This window comes from Mesorhizobium australicum WSM2073 (assembly GCF_000230995.2).
Classification (GTDB): Bacteria; Pseudomonadota; Alphaproteobacteria; order Rhizobiales; family Rhizobiaceae; genus Mesorhizobium; species Mesorhizobium australicum.
The window spans coordinates 4,150,150-4,166,604 of the sequence record NC_019973.1; the positions used below are offsets into that span (position 1 = coordinate 4,150,150).

The 16,455-nt window shown below is 63.7% G+C and carries 19 protein-coding genes; 6 read left to right on the top strand and 13 right to left on the bottom strand.

What is annotated here, in order from left to right; genetic code table 11:
* Positions 1-117 precede the first annotated feature (117 nt).
* Genes MESAU_RS19845 through MESAU_RS19890 form a run of 10 tightly spaced genes read right to left on the bottom strand, consistent with a single transcriptional unit; the run spans position 118 to position 9,304 of the window.
* A complete protein-coding gene (locus MESAU_RS19845) occupies positions 118-534 on the bottom strand; it encodes a c-type cytochrome (protein ID WP_015317831.1) in 417 nt (138 codons plus the stop codon).
* Positions 515-1,393: a cytochrome c oxidase assembly protein gene (locus MESAU_RS19850; RefSeq protein ID WP_015317832.1), complete on the bottom strand. Its 879-nt coding sequence runs from the start codon at positions 1,391-1,393 to the stop codon at positions 515-517. Before MESAU_RS19850 ends, MESAU_RS19845 begins: the two co-directional genes overlap by 20 nt.
* Positions 1,390-1,731, bottom strand: coding sequence for a hypothetical protein (locus MESAU_RS19855; protein WP_015317833.1), 342 nt, complete (start codon positions 1,729-1,731; stop codon positions 1,390-1,392). Before MESAU_RS19855 ends, MESAU_RS19850 begins: the two co-directional genes overlap by 4 nt.
* On the bottom strand, positions 1,731-2,336 hold the full coding sequence (locus MESAU_RS19860; protein ID WP_015317834.1) for a cytochrome c oxidase subunit 3: 606 nt from the start codon (positions 2,334-2,336) through the stop codon (positions 1,731-1,733). Before MESAU_RS19860 ends, MESAU_RS19855 begins: the two co-directional genes overlap by 1 nt.
* On the bottom strand, positions 2,333-4,309 hold the full coding sequence (gene ctaD, locus MESAU_RS19865) for a cytochrome c oxidase subunit I (RefSeq protein ID WP_015317835.1): 1,977 nt from the start codon (positions 4,307-4,309) through the stop codon (positions 2,333-2,335). The genes MESAU_RS19860 and ctaD overlap by 4 nt, the downstream gene beginning before the upstream one ends.
* Positions 4,306-5,319, bottom strand: a complete 1,014-nt coding sequence (gene coxB, locus MESAU_RS19870) for a cytochrome c oxidase subunit II (protein WP_015317836.1) — start codon at positions 5,317-5,319, stop codon at positions 4,306-4,308. Before coxB ends, ctaD begins: the two co-directional genes overlap by 4 nt.
* A complete protein-coding gene (locus MESAU_RS19875) occupies positions 5,316-5,849 on the bottom strand; it encodes a c-type cytochrome (protein WP_015317837.1) in 534 nt (177 codons plus the stop codon). The genes coxB and MESAU_RS19875 overlap by 4 nt, the downstream gene beginning before the upstream one ends.
* Positions 5,846-6,715, bottom strand: coding sequence for a substrate-binding domain-containing protein (locus tag MESAU_RS19880; protein ID WP_015317838.1), 870 nt, complete (start codon positions 6,713-6,715; stop codon positions 5,846-5,848). Before MESAU_RS19880 ends, MESAU_RS19875 begins: the two co-directional genes overlap by 4 nt.
* Positions 6,696-8,573, bottom strand: a complete 1,878-nt coding sequence (locus MESAU_RS19885; protein ID WP_015317839.1) for a methanol/ethanol family PQQ-dependent dehydrogenase — start codon at positions 8,571-8,573, stop codon at positions 6,696-6,698. Before MESAU_RS19885 ends, MESAU_RS19880 begins: the two co-directional genes overlap by 20 nt.
* Positions 8,570-9,304 carry a heme-binding protein gene (locus MESAU_RS19890; RefSeq protein ID WP_224712988.1) on the bottom strand — a complete coding sequence of 245 codons (735 nt, stop codon included), beginning with the start codon at positions 9,302-9,304 and terminating at the stop codon, positions 8,570-8,572. Before MESAU_RS19890 ends, MESAU_RS19885 begins: the two co-directional genes overlap by 4 nt.
* Before the next feature lie 275 nt (positions 9,305-9,579).
* Here MESAU_RS19890 and MESAU_RS31270 point away from each other — a divergent pair, with 275 nt between their 5' ends.
* Positions 9,580-9,717, top strand: a complete 138-nt coding sequence (locus MESAU_RS31270; RefSeq protein ID WP_157163660.1) for a hypothetical protein — start codon at positions 9,580-9,582, stop codon at positions 9,715-9,717.
* 46 nt (positions 9,718-9,763) lie between these two features.
* Entirely contained in the window at positions 9,764-10,762 is a 999-nt protein-coding gene (gene dusA / locus MESAU_RS19900) for a tRNA dihydrouridine(20/20a) synthase DusA (RefSeq protein WP_015317841.1), read from the top strand.
* A 2-nt stretch (positions 10,763-10,764) separates the two neighbouring features.
* Here the strand turns inward: dusA and MESAU_RS19905 are convergent, their stop codons facing one another.
* Complete coding sequence (locus tag MESAU_RS19905) at positions 10,765-11,469, bottom strand: TIGR02281 family clan AA aspartic protease (RefSeq protein ID WP_015317842.1); 705 nt, start codon at positions 11,467-11,469, stop codon at positions 10,765-10,767.
* 10 nt (positions 11,470-11,479) lie between these two features.
* A complete protein-coding gene (locus MESAU_RS19910) occupies positions 11,480-11,710 on the bottom strand; it encodes a DUF1289 domain-containing protein (RefSeq protein WP_041163452.1) in 231 nt (76 codons plus the stop codon).
* 198 nt (positions 11,711-11,908) lie between these two features.
* On the opposite strand from MESAU_RS19910, the gene MESAU_RS19915 reads away from it, so the two are divergent.
* Positions 11,909-12,907: a nicotinate-nucleotide--dimethylbenzimidazole phosphoribosyltransferase gene (locus tag MESAU_RS19915; RefSeq protein WP_015317844.1), complete on the top strand. Its 999-nt coding sequence runs from the start codon at positions 11,909-11,911 to the stop codon at positions 12,905-12,907.
* A 28-nt stretch (positions 12,908-12,935) separates the two neighbouring features.
* Here the strand turns inward: MESAU_RS19915 and MESAU_RS19920 are convergent, their stop codons facing one another.
* Positions 12,936-14,456: a sensor histidine kinase gene (locus MESAU_RS19920; protein ID WP_015317845.1), complete on the bottom strand. Its 1,521-nt coding sequence runs from the start codon at positions 14,454-14,456 to the stop codon at positions 12,936-12,938.
* 76 nt (positions 14,457-14,532) lie between these two features.
* On the opposite strand from MESAU_RS19920, the gene MESAU_RS19925 reads away from it, so the two are divergent.
* The 3 genes from MESAU_RS19925 to MESAU_RS19935 are packed head-to-tail and all read left to right on the top strand — an operon-like array spanning position 14,533 to position 16,415.
* Positions 14,533-15,156, top strand: a complete 624-nt coding sequence (locus MESAU_RS19925; protein ID WP_015317846.1) for a thermonuclease family protein — start codon at positions 14,533-14,535, stop codon at positions 15,154-15,156.
* Positions 15,157-15,189: 33 nt separating this feature from the next.
* Positions 15,190-15,801 (top strand): glutathione S-transferase, encoded by a 612-nt coding sequence (locus MESAU_RS19930; protein ID WP_015317847.1) that lies wholly within the window; start codon positions 15,190-15,192, stop codon positions 15,799-15,801.
* Entirely contained in the window at positions 15,741-16,415 is a 675-nt protein-coding gene (locus MESAU_RS19935) for a uracil-DNA glycosylase family protein (RefSeq protein WP_015317848.1), read from the top strand. Before MESAU_RS19930 ends, MESAU_RS19935 begins: the two co-directional genes overlap by 61 nt.
* The last annotated feature ends 40 nt before the right edge of the window (positions 16,416-16,455 follow it).

Consider the following 16,455-nt stretch of genomic DNA (forward strand, 5'->3'; position numbering starts at 1 on the left):
TCGATCTCGTTTCCGCCCTAAATCGTTCTCGCCTGCCTCGTCGTGTTTTTCCTGGCGGCAGTGGTCGGCTACGACCCCGGCCGCGGCCTGTGGTCCCGGGGCGGCGGCGAGGGCTGATCATTTCAGGGCGTAGAGGTAGGCAGCGATATCACGCGCCTGCTGCTCTGTGATCCCCGTCGATGGCATGGCCGTGTGCGGATTGATCTCCCTGGCCGCTCGTATCCAGCGGATCAGGTTCTCCGGATTGTTCGCCAGCACGCCGGCGATAAAGACCCGGTCGGCAAGGCTGGAATCGAGGCGCGGACCAACCTGGCCTTGTGCCCCCGGCACGCCGGGGATCGTATGGCATCCAGAGCAGCCGTTCGCGATCATGATCGGAATGGCGCGCGCTTCCAAGCCGCCGGTCGCCATGTCCGATTCGTGGCGAACACGATCGCGCCGGTCGGACCACAAGGTCGCTGCGGCGACTGCCGCGGTCAGCAGCAGGATCGCGGCGAGCGCGCCGCCCACCATCCTAGCCAGGCCGGAGCGCATGGCTTGCCTCCCTGATTCCGCTCTTACTTATCCAAAGGCCGGCAAGCAGCAAGGCGGCTCCGCCATAGATCAGGCCAGCCGGAACCCACATCACCAGTCCGGCGAGCTGCTGGTCCTCGATCGGGGTTAGACCCCAGAGCGCCGCGTCGGCGGCATTCTGCGGGTACCAGAGTCTGGGTGACAACAGCAGCAGCACGCCGAGCAGACCGGTGTGCAGTGACGTGAAGAAGAGATGCATGACCGCGCTGCCATAGGCCTGCTGGCGGCCGGAACGCGGCAAAATCCCCCACCAGAACAGCAGGGCTGTGCCGAGGAAGCTCGCATGCTGGGCATAGTGCAGCACGCCCTGCTGAAGCGCTGCCTCGAACAGGACGGGAACGTGCCAGATCCAGATCGCGATGCCGTGGATGGCGGTTGCGTTGAGGGGGCGGCTGGCAACGGTCCATATCGCATGAAGAGTCCTGCCGTGCGTGAGCCTTCCCGTCCCTCGGCGAAGTCCGGTCGGCAATGCCCATATCAGGGCTGCGCCGGGGCAGGCGGCGACAAGGAGTGGCGCCGCTACCGCCATCAGCAGTTCATGCTCGATCATGTGGGCGGCAAACACCCGTTCGCCAAGCGCATGGATCGGGCTGACCAGCGCTCCGGTCAGCACGCCCCAGCCGGCGGTGAACAACAGAACTTGCCGCGTCCGCTCGGAGCGGCCCCGGCTGCTGCGGCGCCATAGCCGGCTCGCTCCGAGCGCATAGATGAGCGCGATTGCGGCCAAAGGGAGCGTGATGGGAAACGCAAGCGTCCATCCCGCTTCGGGCGCGCCGGCGCCATAGCAGATCGAGGTTGAGAAGAAGGCCTCGAAGCTCATCGCAGGCACTCGTCGAGAATGAGTGCGGCGCTGCCCTGCATGACGATGACGAGGGCAAAAAGCAAAGCCGCAAGAATGCCGAGATCGGCGACGAATTGCTCGGTGCCGCGCGTGCGCTCCGGCTTGAAAGCCGCGCCCCCTTGCCGCCGTGCCCGCCAAGAAAGCATGCCGCCGAGAAGTGAAAGGAAGGCCAGCAGCAATGCGATCGGAAGCACGACCGGAACCTGGCGATTGCACTGCCACGGAACAAGCGCGTAGTTCAGCTGCGTCGAGATTGCCCAAGCCAAAGGCCCCGACAGAAGACCACCCCAGGACATTCCCAACCGCAGCGCGCGCATCAGCCTAGCCTCGGTACCCAGTAGATGAGCAGGTAGATCGGGATCCAGGTGAGCACCACGAAATCCCAGTAGAAGACGTTGTCGCCCACATCGCCGAAGCGCCGGCCGCTATACCCATGGCGTGTGAACATCAGCACCGTCAGCACGATCGTGTCGCCCACGTCGGTGATCAGATGCGTGGTGTGCAGTCCAAGCAACACCCAAAGCATCGAGCCGTAGGCGTTTGTGTCCCAAAAGATATTCAATGCCGGGAACTCGAACCAGCGCACCACGAGCGGGGCGACACCGAACAGCGACATCACGACCATGCCGATCCGCACCGGTACCATTGCGCAATGCTCGGCGTAGCGATTGAGGATGTGGTTTGGCACCAGGCTGGCGATCAGCAACAGAGTGACGATCGTTCCCGGCCAATGGTTAGGTTCCGGGGCGCTCAGACGCCAGTTGGGCCATGACATCGCCAGATAGAGATAGGCGCCGGCCGCCAGCGCGAAGCCCGTCCCTTCCAATGCCATGAAGCCGAGCGTGCCCCACCAGGTTGGGCTGCGCGGACCATGGCCAAACGTAGGGAGGGCGGAAAGGTCGGTGACGGGCCGCTGGTTCATTCCTCGTCCTCCGGATCGCCCTTGGGCCAGAACCAGCCGAGCAGCGTGAGCGCGATCGGCATGGCGCCCCAGACGATCGCCCACGGCGTAAAGATCGAGTAGAGGAACGTGCCGCCCACGGCGATCGCCGCCAGCAGCGGCCAGATCGACGGCGTCGCCGATTTCTCGCGGATGTCGGGGTAGGCCTCCGCCACCGTCGAGATGAGCAACTCGCGGACATCGACGCGGAGTCCAGTTGCGACGGGAAGTGCCTCTCGTTCGGCCCACAGCGGCTCGACATTCGTCACGATCGGAATGCGCGAGAAATTGTAACTTGGAGGCGGGGACGACGTGGCCCATTCCAGGGTGCCGGCATCCCAGGGGTTATCGCCGGCCGGAGCCCCTTTCAATGCGCCATGTATCAGGTTGAAGGTGAACAGCACGAAACTCAGGAAGAACAGCACCGCGCCGGCGCTGATGAACAGGTTGACGTTGCCCCAGCCAAGCTCCGCCGGATAGGTATAGACCCTGCGCGGCATGCCCCACAGGCCCACGAGATGCATCGGGAAGAAGGCCGCGTTGAAGCCGATGAAGGCCAGCCCGAAATGCCAGCGTCCGAGACGTTCGCTCATCATGCGCCCGGTGATCTTGGGGAACCAAAAATAGGCCGCGCCCAGCAGCGGGAATACCGATCCGCCGATCAGGACATAGTGGAAGTGGGCGACGACGAAGTAGGTGTCGTGCACCTGAAGGTCGAGCGGCACCGAGGCGAGCATGACGCCGGTTAGCCCGCCGATGACGAAGATGAAGAAGAAGCCGAAGACGAACAGCAGCGGCGTGCGGATCACCGGTCTGCCATCCCACAAGGTCGCCAGCCAGCAGAAGATCTGCACGCCATTGGGGATGGCGATCAGCATGCTGGACGCCGTGAAGAAGCTCGCCCCGAGCTTCGGCAATCCTGTTGCAAACATATGATGCACCCAGAGGCCGAACGACAGGAAACCCACCGCGATCAGCGACAGGACCAGCCCTAAATGGCCGAACGTCGGTCGCCGGGCAAAAGCGGGAATGATGGAGGAGACCATGCCCGTCGCCGGCAGGAAGATGATGTAGACCTCGGGATGACCGAAGAACCAGAACAGATGCTGAAACAGCAGGGCGTCGCCGCCCTCCGCGGGGTTGAAAATGTGGGTTCCGACAAGCCGGTCGAGAATGAGGAAGGTCGAGGTGATCATGACCGCCGGCATCGCGAAGACGACGACGAAGGAAGTGACCAGCAGTGCCCACACATAAAGCGGCATCTTGTCCAGCGACATGCCGGGCGCGCGTTGCTTGAACACGGTGACGATGGTGGCGACGGCGACCGCAAGCGACGACACTTCGGTATAGGTGATCATTTGCGCCCAGACGTCAGCGCGCTTGCCAGGAGAGAATTCCGGTCCGGATAGGGGCACATAGGCGAACCAGCCGACGTCCGGCGCCATGTTGAGGAGGAATGAGATCCAGGCAAAGGCCCCGCCCGAGACGTAGATCCAGTAGCCGAATGCATTGAGCCGCGGGAAGGCGATGTTACGGGTGCCGACCATCAGCGGCACCAGATAGATTCCCGTTGCCTGAACGATGGGCACAGCGAACAGGAACATCATGGTGACGCCATGCATCGTGAACAGCTGGTTGTAGAGGTCCGGCCCGATCAGCCCGCGCTGCGGCCCGGAGAGTTGGATTCGCATGGCGACCGCGTTCAGCCCGCCAAGGCACAGGAAGATGAAGGCCGTGATCAGATAGCGCCTTGCGATGACCTTGTGGTCGACGGCCGACAATGCTCCGATGATGCCGGGCGGCGTGCGCCATGCCCGCGTGAGCCAGTGGTGCAGGCTGGCATCGTCCATGCCAGTATCGCGCGGTCCGTCATGCTCGGGAGCCAGGTCGCCCTTGGTGGCGGTCTCGCGTTTCGGCGGCAGGTCGCGTTCGCTGATCAGATCCGCGCTGCTCATTTCAGACCCTCGAGGTAGGCGACGATGGCGTTGAGTTCGTCGCCGTTGAGCTCCACCACAGGCATGTGGGAACCGGGCTTCACGCCTTGGGGGTCCGCTATCCAGGCAGCGATATTGCCTCGGCTCATCGTCAACGTGCCGGCGGCGAGCGTGCGCCGGCTGGCAATATGCGTCAGATCCGGCGCGACGGTTCCTCCCGCTGGAGTGCCCCCGATCCTGTGGCACATCACGCAGGGACGCTTGAGGAACAGGTCCTCGCCAGCCTTGGCCTCGTCGCTCGCCGGAGGGCCAGACGGCTGCAACTGGTCGTTCCACCAAGCGTCGAACTTTTCCTTCGGCTCAGCGATGATGAAGGTACCCATGTTCGCATGCTGCGCACCGCAGAACTCGGCGCACTGGCCGCGATATACGCCAGGCTTGTCGGCCTTGATGTCGAGCACATTGATATGGCCGGGGATGAGGTCGAGCTTGCCGGAAAGGCTCGGCACCCAGAAGGAATGGATCACGTCCGTCGATGTCAGCAGAAGCCGTACGGGCTCCCCGGCGGGGATGTGGATCTCGTTCGCCGTGGTCAGGATGCGGCTCGGCGTGGCGTCTTCGTAGCGGACTTCCCACCACCATTGGTGGCCCGTGACGCGAATGGTGAGCGCGGCGTCGGAGCCGATCGCCGCAAGTGTCCTGTTGGCGAAGAAGCTCAGCAAGGTCAGTCCGACCACGATCACTGCGGTCAGCCCGACGGCGATCACGACAACGCGCAACTTTCGATGGTCGGCGCCGGCGTCGAGCACGAGCGGCTCGGCGCCGTCCCGCGACCGCATCATCAACGGTGTGGCAAGAGCGATCATCACCAGGACCCAGATCACCGCGCAAAGCGCGGTGAAAAACCAGATGAGCCATGCCAGCTCACTGGCAGCTGGCCCTTTCGGGTCGAGCGCTGATTGCCATCCCGCGCATCCCTGCAGAAACAAGACGCAGGCCGTGCCGAACCCGGTCGACGCAAGGCGCTTCACGGTGATTTCCCCAGCGTGGCTGCATCTGGCATGCGGTTTTCCGACGGATGCGGCATCATGTCGTCATTGCGTTGCGGCGCGGCGGACGAGGGTGCGTTGCCACTCAGCGAGCGAACGAAGGCGGCAAGCTCCCAAATCTGGTCATCGGGTATCTTGTCGCGGAAGCTCGGCATGCCTTTTGGCCGCCCATCGCGGATGGTGGCGTGGATGCTTTCGATCGAACTGCCGTAAAGCCATTTCTGGTCCATCAAGGCCGGCCCCATGCCGCCGCCGCCATTGGCATGACAGCCCGAACAGTTGAACCAGCTGAACAGGCGCTTGCCCTCGCTGAGGTGGAAGGCATTGGCCTCGAAGCTGGCTGCCTTGTTGTCGCTGGCCGAAGGCCGCTGTCCACCGGGTTCCAATGTGGTCACAGGCGCCGGCTGCTCACCCGATCCGAGCGAGGATTGCGGGCGCGTGTCACGCTCCTCGCGCTGGCATGCCGTAAGCGCTAGGGCCGTAAACAAGAGCATGGCGACACCGTGCTTCATCGCACTGGGCTCCCCGGGCCATCGAGGCGCGGCACGCCATATTGCGACAGCAATGCGTCGATCTCGGCCTTGTGCCTGGCCAGCGCGCTGTTCACATCGCCACGCAGCGCATCGTCCTCGCGCCGAACGCCCATCGAGATGTCGTAGATCATGGGCAATTGCGGCCCGTCGATGCGAGGCGTGACGGGCGTGACGCGGAGAGGCACTTTCTGCTTGGCGGCGAAGTAGCCGGCGAGCGGGCCCCAGACGACGGCAAGATCGATGTCTCCGGTCGCCACTGCTTCGACGATACGCGCCGGAGGGTTGGGTGCGGAGTAGTCGCCATAGACGGGATAGCCGACGAGATGCCCGACGATGCCGCGGCGGCCGAGCGCCTGGACGGGAGGCGAATTGGCCCCGTCGTCGCCGATGAGTTGCACGCCGATCCGCATGGCGCGCAGCCGCGGATCGTTGAAGGATGCCACATCCGGACCGTCCTGGCGGGTGACGAAAACATAGGACGACCGATAATAGGGGGTGGTGGTGCGCAGCATTTCGAGATTGGCCGGCGTGCCGGGCACGAGATCGCAAAGGCCGGCCTTCAGCGTGTTGCGCACGAAGCCCCGGCGCTGTGCCCACCAAGTGTAGGTCAGTTTGGCGCCGAGATCGGCGGCCACGATCTCAGCGATCCTGTTCTCGAAGCCCTGACCGGCGGCGTTGGAGAAGGGCATGTTGTTCGGGTCGGCGCAGACCCTCAGTTCACGCACATTCGCTGTCGCCGGCAAGAGCAGCAAGGCGAGGGCGGCCATGCCGGTTGCCATCCGCTGGAGCGCCTTTCGCACCTGGCGCGAGGGCCGCTCGAGTGCCTCAGGGGAGCCGGAACACATAGAGCGTGCCTCCCGCCGTTGTCGCGTCCTTGAGATCCTTCATCGCGTTGACGAAACCGAGGGCAGCGGTGGCGTCGCGCGGATCGAGATCGCCGGACACGATGGCGCCGGCCCAGCCGCCTACACCCGACAGGATCGCCACATATTGGTGTCCGTCGGGGCCGCGATATGTGATGGGCTGGCCGATGATGCCGGACGACGTCTTGAATTGCCAAAGCAGCTCGCCGGTTTTGGCGCTGACCGCCTTGAACCAACCCTCCATGGTTCCGTAGAAGACGACATCGCCGGCGGTCACGACCGCGCCGCTCCACACCGGGAAGTTCTCCTTGAGGCTCCAGGCGGGCTTCTCCGCGGCGATATCCCAAGCGGTGAAGGCGCCCCGGTTCCCACCAGGCCCGGGGATCATGCGCACGTTCATGCCGACATAGGGCGTGCCGGCGATGTAGTTCACCTCGACGCCTTCTTCGTCCATGCACAGATTGTTATGCGGGATGTAGAGCAGCCCGGTCTTCGGCGAAAAGGCGGAAGGCTGCCAGTCCTTGAGCCCCGATGCGGTCGGGCAGATGTCGCGGACGACCTTGCCGGTACCGGTCTTCTTGTCCGGGTTCTCGATCAGACGGCCGCTGTCGAGGTCGACACCCTTGCTGGAATTGACGGGGCCGTAGGGCTTCGCGGACAGCACTTCGCCGGTGGTCCGGTCGAGAATGTAGAGATAGCCGTTGCGCTCGGGCCGGACCAGCACCTTGCGCGGCTTGCCCTGCCAGTTCATGTCGAGCAGGACCTGCTCGTTGATCCCGTCATAGTCATGAAGGTCATGCGGGCTCCACTGGTAGAACCATTTCGCCGCTCCGGTATCGGGGTCGCGGGCGAAAATCCCTGACGTCCATTTGTTGTCGCCGGGCCGCAGATCCGGGTTCCACGGTCCGGGGTTGCCGGTGCCGTGGAAGATCAGGTTGAGATCCGGGTCGTAGGAAATCCAGCCCCACATGTTGCCGCCGCCGATTTTCCAGGCTTCCGGCGGCCATGTCGTGACGCCAAGGTCCTTGCCCTTGTCCATGTCGTAATGCGGCTTGAAATCGGGGCCGATTAGCACGTCCTTGTCCGGTCCGGTGCCGTAGGCCGTCCAGACGACATGACCGTCGCCGGCGTCAAGCGCCTTGACCCAGCCGCGGACGCCCATCTCGCCGCCTGAATTGCCGACCAGCACTTTGCCTTTCACTACCAACGGCGCCATGGTGATGGTCTCGCCTATGTTGATGTTGCCGATATGGGAGTTCCAGATCGGCTGGCCGGTGTTCGCATCGAGTGCGATGGTGTGACCGTCCAGTGTGTTGAAGAAGATGCGCCCGTCCGCGAAAGCCGCGCCGCGATTCACGACGTCGCAACAGGCAACCCCTTGCGCCGCGGGTTCGGGATTGGGTTCGAACTTCCATTTCATCGGCGCGCCTGGCTTGGTGAGGTCGAGCGCGTAGACCATGTTGGGGAAGGGGGTCACGATGTACATAGTGCCGCCGACGACCAGCGGCGCCGCTTCCTGGCCTTTGTTGACCCCGGTGGAGAAGGTGAAGGCCACCTGCAGGTTCTTGACATTGCCTTCGTTGATTTCCGTGAGCTCACTGTAGCGGGTCGACGCGTAGTTCTTGGCCGGCATCGTCCATTGCCCATCGTCGCGCGGTGCGGCGGAAGCCGGCGGCGAGATCGCTGACGGTGGCGGAGCTTCGGAAGCGCCCGTCAGCAGAGGAGTGCAAGCCAGCAGCAACCCCGCAAGGAAGCTCTGGAGACGTTTTCTAGCTGCCGCCGGGCGGTTCGTGCGTACCGCGTCAACGCAGGGTGTTGCACACCGCGCTGCTTGCTTCATTTCGGTGTCGCGCCTCCGACGCCTGAACCGATTTCCGCTGCGATGTCGGCCTCGGTGCCCGAGCATAGCGGGTGACCCCAGCCGGAGGCGCTTTTTCCGCCGGGATCGAGATCATAGATGATGGCATCCTTGCGGTTGGGATTGACGCCTGCCGGGACCTTGTCGAGGCCGAGAGCCGCGCGAACGCGCCAGGCGACATTGTGGTCGGCGCAAGAGGAATCGCCACTGACGCCAAGCGCGCCGACGATCGTTTTGCCGTCGTAAAGGGCCAAGCCCCCGCCAAACACGACGACGCCGCCGATAGGCTTGCCGACCAACGGATCGTTGGCGCTGCCGAAGGTTTTGGGATCGCCCGCATAAGCCGCGGTTTGGTTGACGGGGTTGGTCGCCTGCAGCCCGAACAGCGGCCCACCCGGTTGCACGCCGGCGTAGAGATTGGCCGTCGACAGGGCCATTTGAGCCAGGCTGAGACCGTTGGCGGTGTTGGCTTTCTCCGCTGCGATGAGCCGACTGCCCGGCCATTGCGAATCGACTGCGGGGCCGCTGAACGCAATCGCGCAGACAGTGCCATCGCGGGCAACGATCGCGCCCCATTCGTTGGTTTCAAAGCCGCCATTCGCTGGTCCGCCGCTTGCCTTCACATTGGCTTTGAGGACTGTAAGCAGCCTATCGTGATCGGCCGGACAAGCCTGCTGCGCCATGGCCCTGTCATCGTGGAGCAGGTCGCCCATCAGCAACAACAAACCAAAGGCAGATACGAAAAGCTGACAGCGATACATTGTCTTGGGCATTCGTTCGAACATCAAAGAGAACCCTGGCAGATCGTGGAATGCGAGCAGGCGTCCGTGCCTAACTCGCACAATGCTTCTATGTTCCTGCTTTGGAAAAATTCGTGCAGTTGGATTTGGAGGCTGGTGCTCAGCCATGCTGTCCGTGTCATCCCAAGCCTCTTTTGGCGGGCGATAAACCCGGACAACTCATCTGCTACCTAATCCGGACAACTCATGTGCTTACGACACAGATCGGAGAGGGACTTGCCTACATCGCACATGTCGTCGATATGAAGGTCGATGAATTCGCCGAAGGGCTTCAGGCGCGCTATACGGGACTTTGTCAGCGTCTCACCATGATCGACTTGGCGTAAATTCGTGTGCACTCGGCAGGGTCTAGCGTTTTGAATGTTAAAGAAAATGCTGAAAAGTCAACAATATAGACTGGCTATCGCACCCATGATGGACTGGACGGACCGGCATTGCCGGTTCTTCCATCGCCAGCTGACGACACATGCGCTGCTTTATACCGAAATGGTTGTGGCCGACGCGGTCATCCACGGCGCGCGCGAGCGGCTGCTTGGCTTCGATGAGGTGGAACATCCCGTCGCCCTGCAACTTGGCGGCTCCGATCCGGCAAAACTTGCTGAAGCGGCGCGCGTTGGCGAAGCCTTCGGTTATGACGAGATCAATCTCAATGTCGGCTGCCCGTCCGACCGCGTCCAGTCGGGCACGTTCGGCGCCTGCTTGATGAAAGTACCCGACCTCGTCGCAACCTGCGTCGCGGCGATGAAGGCGGCGGTGACGGTGCCAGTCACGGTCAAGTGCCGCATCGGCGTCGACGAACAGGATCCGGAGCCGGCGCTCGATGCGCTGGCGAATGGGGTTTTCGATGCCGGCGCCGATGCCTTGTGGGTGCATGCTCGCAAGGCGTGGCTGGAAGGGCTGAGCCCCAAGGAAAATCGCGACATCCCGCCGCTCGACTATAACAGGGTTTATCGGTTGAAGGCTGGAAAACAAAACAAATTCATTGGCATCAATGGCGGTATTCAGTCTCTTGGCGAGGCGCGGCTGCATCTCGATCATGTCGACGGAGCCATGCTCGGCCGCGCCGCGTACCACACACCAGGCATTCTGGCCGGTGTTGACGCCGCCTTCTACGGTGCGCGGTCGGAAGCGTTCGATTTCGCGGCACTGATCGATGCGATGGCGGACTATGCGGCGCACCATATCGAACAGGGCGGCCGGCTCGGCCATGTTACCCGCCATATGGTCGGGCTGTTTCACGGGCTGCCCGGCGCGCGCCGCTACCGTCAGATCCTGTCCACCGACGCGACCCGACCCGGGGCCGGGGCGGATATGCTGAAGACGGCTTTCGCGGCTGTCGAACTCGGTGGAGCGACCGCCGAAGCGGCCTGAGCTCAGTCCCTGAGGATCATCCGGTCGCCGCGCACGTCGAAGCCCGACAGCGAACCGATGAAGTTCATGCCGAGCAGGCTTTGGCTCAGCATGCCGGGAGCGGCGATCATCACCGGCATATCCTTGCGCACGATGCCGCCGATCGCCAGTTCGTCGGTTTTGACCGCCGCGGCGCGCGCCATGCCATTGGCGGTCGAAACCGGTATCGTGTAGTTGAGCGCCGCGGGATTGAAGCCTGCGGCCTGGGCGTCCTCCGAAGTCAGAACCGTGCTGGTGGCGCCGGTGTCGACAACGGCGCGAACCGGGTTGCCGTTGACCAGGATGCGCGCTTCGAAATGGCCATTGTCGGCCTTGTCCAAGGTCACGGTGGCGTGGCCGTCTTCGACACCGAGCGCCAGCGGGCTGCCGGGAACGAGGCCGGCGGTCACCCGGCTGGCGACGTCCTGCAGCTCGTAGCGATATTGATAGCCGGCGATCAGCGCGAGCACGATAGCCGCCCAGGCGCCGAGATTGCGGGCCATTACTCCCAGCGGAGCGGACCGCAGCAAGCCGGCGCCGATAAGGGCGCCGAAAGCCCCAAGCCAGATCAGCCGGCCAAAATCGTAATTCTCGACGCCGAACGTGCTGCCGGCGGAATCGTTGAGCATGAGCAGGGCTGCCCCTACACCGATCACCGCCATCACAACCCAGAACAGCCGGCTGCTCACTCGTCCCTCGCTAGAGTGCGTCGCGTTCGCGTGCCATGCGGGTGCGGCGCGTTTCCCGGCGCGGCCGGCGCTCGACGGTTTCGAGCCGGGCTGGCAGTTCGGCCATCACGCTGCGGCGCGTCTCGGGCGTCATCCCTATCCAGGCGCCGATCTCCTCGCGCGTGCGGCCGCAACCGAAGCAGAAGCCGGTTTTCATATCGATCGAACAGACCAGGATGCAGGGAGATTCGATGGCCGTCATGACTTTCTCTCGGTGGACCCGGTCCGGAATCCGCTCTTCCACCTCCACATGGTGCAATGGCAAAGCCAATGCAAGCCCTCCCGATCGCGCCTTCCGTGGCCGCCTTTGCGGCAAATCAGGAAGGACGATCGAGGAGGTTGTGCCGGTCACGCAAGACAGCTATTCCGCTCCTCTGCTCCAGGAACGATTGTTCGCGACATGACCAGTGCACTGCCTTTCGATGATTTCCGCGACCTGCTCGGCAATCTGCCATTGGCCGACCTCAAAGCTGAAGCGCGCGTGCGCACACTGTTTGCCAAGGCCGATAAGCCTGAGAATTCGCTTGGCCGCGTCGAGGACATCGCCGCCTGGCTCGCAGCCTGGAGCGGTCGCGCTCCGCCTGCCGTGACCAGGCCCCTGATGGCTGTCTTTGCCGGCAACCATGGCGTTGCCAGGCAAGGCATTTCGCCGAGGCCCGTGGCGGCGACCGCTAACGCGGTCGAGCTTTGCGCGGCCGGCGGTGCGGCGATCAACCATATCTGCATTGCCAACGACCTCGGTCTGAAGGTGTTCGATCTTGCCCTGCACATCCCGACCGGCGACATCACCGAGGACGCCGCGCTCGATGAGCGCGGTTGCGCCGCCACCATGGCCTTCGGCATGGAGGCGATTGCCGGCGGCACCGACCTGCTTTGCCTCGGCGATCTCGGCGTTGGCAATTCCACCGTCGCCGCCGCCCTGCTCGCCGCGCTTTTGGGGGGCAGGGGTGCCGACTGGGTTGGCCCGGGATCCGGCGCCGACGCGGCGATGCGGGCTCGCAAGGCAGAGGTGGTCGATGCGGCGCTGGCCTTTCACGGCCGCCATCTAGAAGATCCGCTTGAGGCGCTGCGCCGGGTGGGCGGCCGCGAGTTCGCGGCGATAGCCGGCGCAATCCTTGCCGCGCGGATGCAGCGGATACCGGTACTGCTCGATGGATTCGCGGCAACGGCAGCCGCGGCGGTGCTGCATGCAGCGAACCCCGCAGCCCTTGATCATTGTCTTCTCGCCAGCCTGTCGCCGGAGTGCGCGCATGCAAGGGCGGCCGAGCACCTCGGGCTGCGTCCGCTGCTCGATCTGGGGATCGGCCACAGCGAAGGGGCGGGAGCCGCTCTGGCGGCTGGGCTGGTCAAGGCGGCGGCACTGACCAGTTCGGGCATGGCGGCGGCTGTGCGGGGTTGACCACGCGGCACCAGCGTTTACGGGGTCCTTACCGCCGTCGCGCGGCCACCGCCGCGGTCGGCAGCGCCGGCAGTTCTTCCATCACCCGGCTCAGCGGGAAAATAGCGATCGCCTCGGTGCCTTCGCGCAGCTTGGAATGAAGCTCGAACTCGCCGCCATGCATGGCGAGCAGCCCTTGGACGATCGGCAGGCCAAGCCCGGTGCCTTGCTCGGCGCTCTTGATGGCGATCGAACCCTGGCCGAAGGCTGAAAGCACGACCGGAATCTCGTCTTCGGGAATGCCCGGACCGTTGTCCTTGATCGAAATGTATTGTCCGCCGCCCGCCGTCCAGCCGACCCGGACGCGGATTTCGCCGCCGGTGGCGGTGAACTTGATGGCATTGGACAGAAGGTTGAGCGTGATCTGGCGCACGGCGCGCTCGTCGGCGAACAGCCGCGGCAATGTCTGTTCGAAATCCTGGATGACGCGGATGTCCTTGTTGCGCGCCTTCAACTCCATCATGTGGCAGCAATCCTCGACGATGTTGAGCAACATGACCGGCTCCTCGTTGAGCTGGTAGCGGCCGGCCTCGATGCGCGATAGGTCGAGGATCTCGTTGATCAGGTCGAGCAGATGCTGGCCTGAGTCATGCACGTCGTGGGCGTAGTCACGATAGGTGGGATTGCTCATCGGCCCGAGGACTTCGTTCGCCATCACCTCGGAAAAGCCGAGAATGGCGTTGAGCGGCGTGCGCAATTCGTGGCTCATCGAAGCGAGGAAACGCGATTTTGCCAGGTTGGCGTCCTCAGCCCGCCGCCGCGCCTCGTCCGACATCGACTTCGCCGTCTCCACTTCGGCGATCAGCGCGTCCTTTTCGGAGCGGAACGACAACAGCAGCAGGGAGAAGCGATTGAGGTGACTGGCAATATAGGCGAAGAAAGGCAGCGACAGGACAAGCAACGCGGCCATGATGGCCTCGACCGGCATCCACGACTTGGTCGCGGCATAGGCGTAGAGCGCCACTGGAACCGCGAAGGTCGCCAGCAGTGCTCCGCCCAGGGACGAGGCCATGAGCGCCGTCCCTGCCATGGCAAACAGCAGCACCACCGCCTTGACCGCCTGGAACTGGTCGACCTCGCAGGCCCCGCAGCCCAGCCAGACGAACCAGGCCCAGCCCAGACCACAAAGGAAATGGCCGACCAGGAATTCCCTTCGCGTTTGCAAGGCGTTAAGTTCGGAAGCTTCCGTGCGCTCGATGCGCCGCGCCATGAAAACGACGATCGTATAAGAGGTCAGCGTAAACAACGCCCAGAGCCCGATCTCATTGCCGACACCGGCCAGACGACCGGCCGCGGCGATCGCCAGGACGAGCATCGGGATGACGACGGCACCGCTGGTCATCGCCTGGGCATGGAGCTTCAGCAGCTCGCGGTCGAAATCGAGATTGCCGGCCTGCTGCGAAAGACGGTCGCGCGTCTTGCGCACCGCGCGCGCGACATCGCTGTTGCGATGCCGTTTCCTGCGGTCCACAATGAACTTGTCCGCCGTGTTCGAGCGTTGCAAGGGCATCAAAAGCTTCAATTTATGCGCGCAGCGATTTCAAGGTGTTAAGCTACGTTCGAATGATTAACCAACCGTTTGCCATATGAGCCGTTCGTGGTCGCCAAGGTCGCGCCCGAGGTACGCGGCAGCGCGCCCGAGAAGTCCGTGGCGAAAGCTGCTGGATTACGGGCTGACCGTCATCATTCTGGGGCTGCTGATCCTGCTTGCGGCGCGTCTCGATCGAGTGGAGACACGCAAGACGCAAGGTATAGCCATCATCAATGACGGCGATTCGATCACGCTCGGCACCGAGCGCATCCGCATGCGCGGCATCGACGCCCCGGAATACACCCAGACTTGCCACAAGAACGGCGCCGATTATGCCTGTGGCACGCTGGCGCGCCAGTCGCTGGTGCGGCTGATCGCAGGCAGGCCGGTCACCTGCAGCGGCTGGCAGCGCGACCGCTATGGCCGGTTGCTCGGCGACTGCAAGGCCGGCGGCACCGACCTAAACCGCGCCCAGGTCGAGGCCGGCTGGGCCGTTGCCTACGGCGCTTTCGAAGGCGAGGAAGCGACGGCCCGCGCGGCCAGGGTTGGCATCTGGGCGGGCACGTTCGACCTGCCACAGGACTGGCGCGACAGTCACCACGGCGAGGTCGTCGAGCGAAAACATGGCACACTGGCGTCGATCGGCGACGCGGCGCGCGAGATCTTTCGCTTCTGGTGAAGCGTGTCTGGCGGAAGGAAGAGGAGGATCGAAATGAAGCTGTTCGACGGCGGCCGGGCACCCAACCCTCGGCGGGTTCGGGTTTTTCTCGCCGAGAAGGGGATCGCGGTTCCGTTGGTGCCCGTTGACATGGGCGCGCTGGAACACAAGCAGCCGCCAATAAGCTCGCGCAACCCGCTGCGGCGCCTGCCGGTGCTGGAACTCGATGATGGCACCATCCTCACCGAATCCGTCGCCATCTGCCGCTATTTCGAGGAACTCCATCCCGAGCCGGCATTGTTCGGAAACGGCGCGCTTGGCAAGGCGCAGGTCGAGATGTGGCAGAGGCGGATGGAGTTCAACCTGCTCAGCAGCGTCACGCAGGCTTTCCGCCATATCCATCCCGCCATGAAGGAATGGGAAATTCCGCAGATCCCTGAATGGGGTGAGGCCAACAAGCCGAAGGCGGTGGAGTTTCTCATGCTGCTCGATGCTGAACTCGGCAGCCGTGAATTCGTCGCCGGCGACAGCTATTCCATTGCCGACATCACAGGGCTGATCGCGATCGACTTCATGAAGCCGGCACGCATCAAGGTGCCGGAGGAATGCACCAATGTGTCGCGTTGGCATCAGGCAATCTCCAGCCGGCCGAGTGCCGCTGCTTGAGCGTGGAACTGGACAGCTTCGCCACGACGGTCCGCGCTTGCCGCATCTGCGCGGACAATCCCATCGGCAAGCCGCTGCCGCATGAGCCGCGTCCGGTGCTGCGACCCTCTTCCAGCGCCCGTATCCTGATCGCCAGCCAAGCACCGGGAACCAAGGTGCATCTGTCGGGCATGCCCTTCACCGATGCTTCGGGCGACCGTTTGCGGACTTGGCTCGATGTGACCAGCGACGAATTCTACGACATCGAGAAATTCGCCATCGTGCCGATGGGCTTCTGCTTTCCCGGACAGGACGCCAAGGGCGGCGACCTGCCGCCGAGGCGCGAATGCGCCCCGGCCTGGCGCGCGCCCTTGATGGCGCTGATGCCGCGGATCGACCTGGTGCTGACGATCGGCATCTACGCGCAGACCTGGCATATGGGCGCGGCGCGGCGCGCCTCGCTGACGGAAACGGTGATGGACTGGCGCGCCATCTGGGAGAATTCCGTCGGCCCCAAAGTGCTGCCGCTGCCACATCCATCCTGGCGCAACACAGGCTGGTTGAAGCAGAATCCGTGGTTTGAAATAGATTTGCTGCCTTTCCTGCGCTCGGAAATCCGCTATCGCCTCGGTTAGGCATTGAGCAAGAAAACACTCGCTTTCGACGCAAGCGGCA

What these genes read in the sequence shown, in the direction of transcription:
- ctaD (WP_015317835.1), bottom strand. Translation starts at nt 4,309, where the DNA reads ATGAGCAGCGCGGATCTGATCAGCGAACGCGACCTGCCGCCGAAACGC.
- MESAU_RS19845 (WP_015317831.1), bottom strand. Translation starts at nt 534, where the DNA reads ATGCGCTCCGGCCTGGCTAGGATGGTGGGCGGCGCGCTCGCCGCGATC.
- MESAU_RS19875 (WP_015317837.1), bottom strand. Translation starts at nt 5,849, where the DNA reads ATGAAGCACGGTGTCGCCATGCTCTTGTTTACGGCCCTAGCGCTTACG.
- MESAU_RS19935 (WP_015317848.1), top strand. Translation starts at nt 15,741, where the DNA reads ATGCACCAATGTGTCGCGTTGGCATCAGGCAATCTCCAGCCGGCCGAG.
- MESAU_RS19855 (WP_015317833.1), bottom strand. Translation starts at nt 1,731, where the DNA reads ATGCGCGCGCTGCGGTTGGGAATGTCCTGGGGTGGTCTTCTGTCGGGG.
- MESAU_RS19925 (WP_015317846.1), top strand. Translation starts at nt 14,533, where the DNA reads ATGAGCCGTTCGTGGTCGCCAAGGTCGCGCCCGAGGTACGCGGCAGCG.
- MESAU_RS19885 (WP_015317839.1), bottom strand. Translation starts at nt 8,573, where the DNA reads ATGAAGCAAGCAGCGCGGTGTGCAACACCCTGCGTTGACGCGGTACGC.
- MESAU_RS19930 (WP_015317847.1), top strand. Translation starts at nt 15,190, where the DNA reads ATGAAGCTGTTCGACGGCGGCCGGGCACCCAACCCTCGGCGGGTTCGG.
- MESAU_RS19910 (WP_041163452.1), bottom strand. Translation starts at nt 11,710, where the DNA reads ATGACGGCCATCGAATCTCCCTGCATCCTGGTCTGTTCGATCGATATG.
- MESAU_RS19880 (WP_015317838.1), bottom strand. Translation starts at nt 6,715, where the DNA reads ATGTGTTCCGGCTCCCCTGAGGCACTCGAGCGGCCCTCGCGCCAGGTG.
- MESAU_RS19860 (WP_015317834.1), bottom strand. Translation starts at nt 2,336, where the DNA reads ATGAACCAGCGGCCCGTCACCGACCTTTCCGCCCTCCCTACGTTTGGC.
- MESAU_RS19915 (WP_015317844.1), top strand. Translation starts at nt 11,909, where the DNA reads ATGACCAGTGCACTGCCTTTCGATGATTTCCGCGACCTGCTCGGCAAT.
- dusA (WP_015317841.1), top strand. Translation starts at nt 9,764, where the DNA reads ATGCTGAAAAGTCAACAATATAGACTGGCTATCGCACCCATGATGGAC.
- MESAU_RS19920 (WP_015317845.1), bottom strand. Translation starts at nt 14,456, where the DNA reads ATGCCCTTGCAACGCTCGAACACGGCGGACAAGTTCATTGTGGACCGC.
- MESAU_RS19850 (WP_015317832.1), bottom strand. Translation starts at nt 1,393, where the DNA reads ATGAGCTTCGAGGCCTTCTTCTCAACCTCGATCTGCTATGGCGCCGGC.
- MESAU_RS19890 (WP_224712988.1), bottom strand. Translation starts at nt 9,304, where the DNA reads ATGGGCGACCTGCTCCACGATGACAGGGCCATGGCGCAGCAGGCTTGT.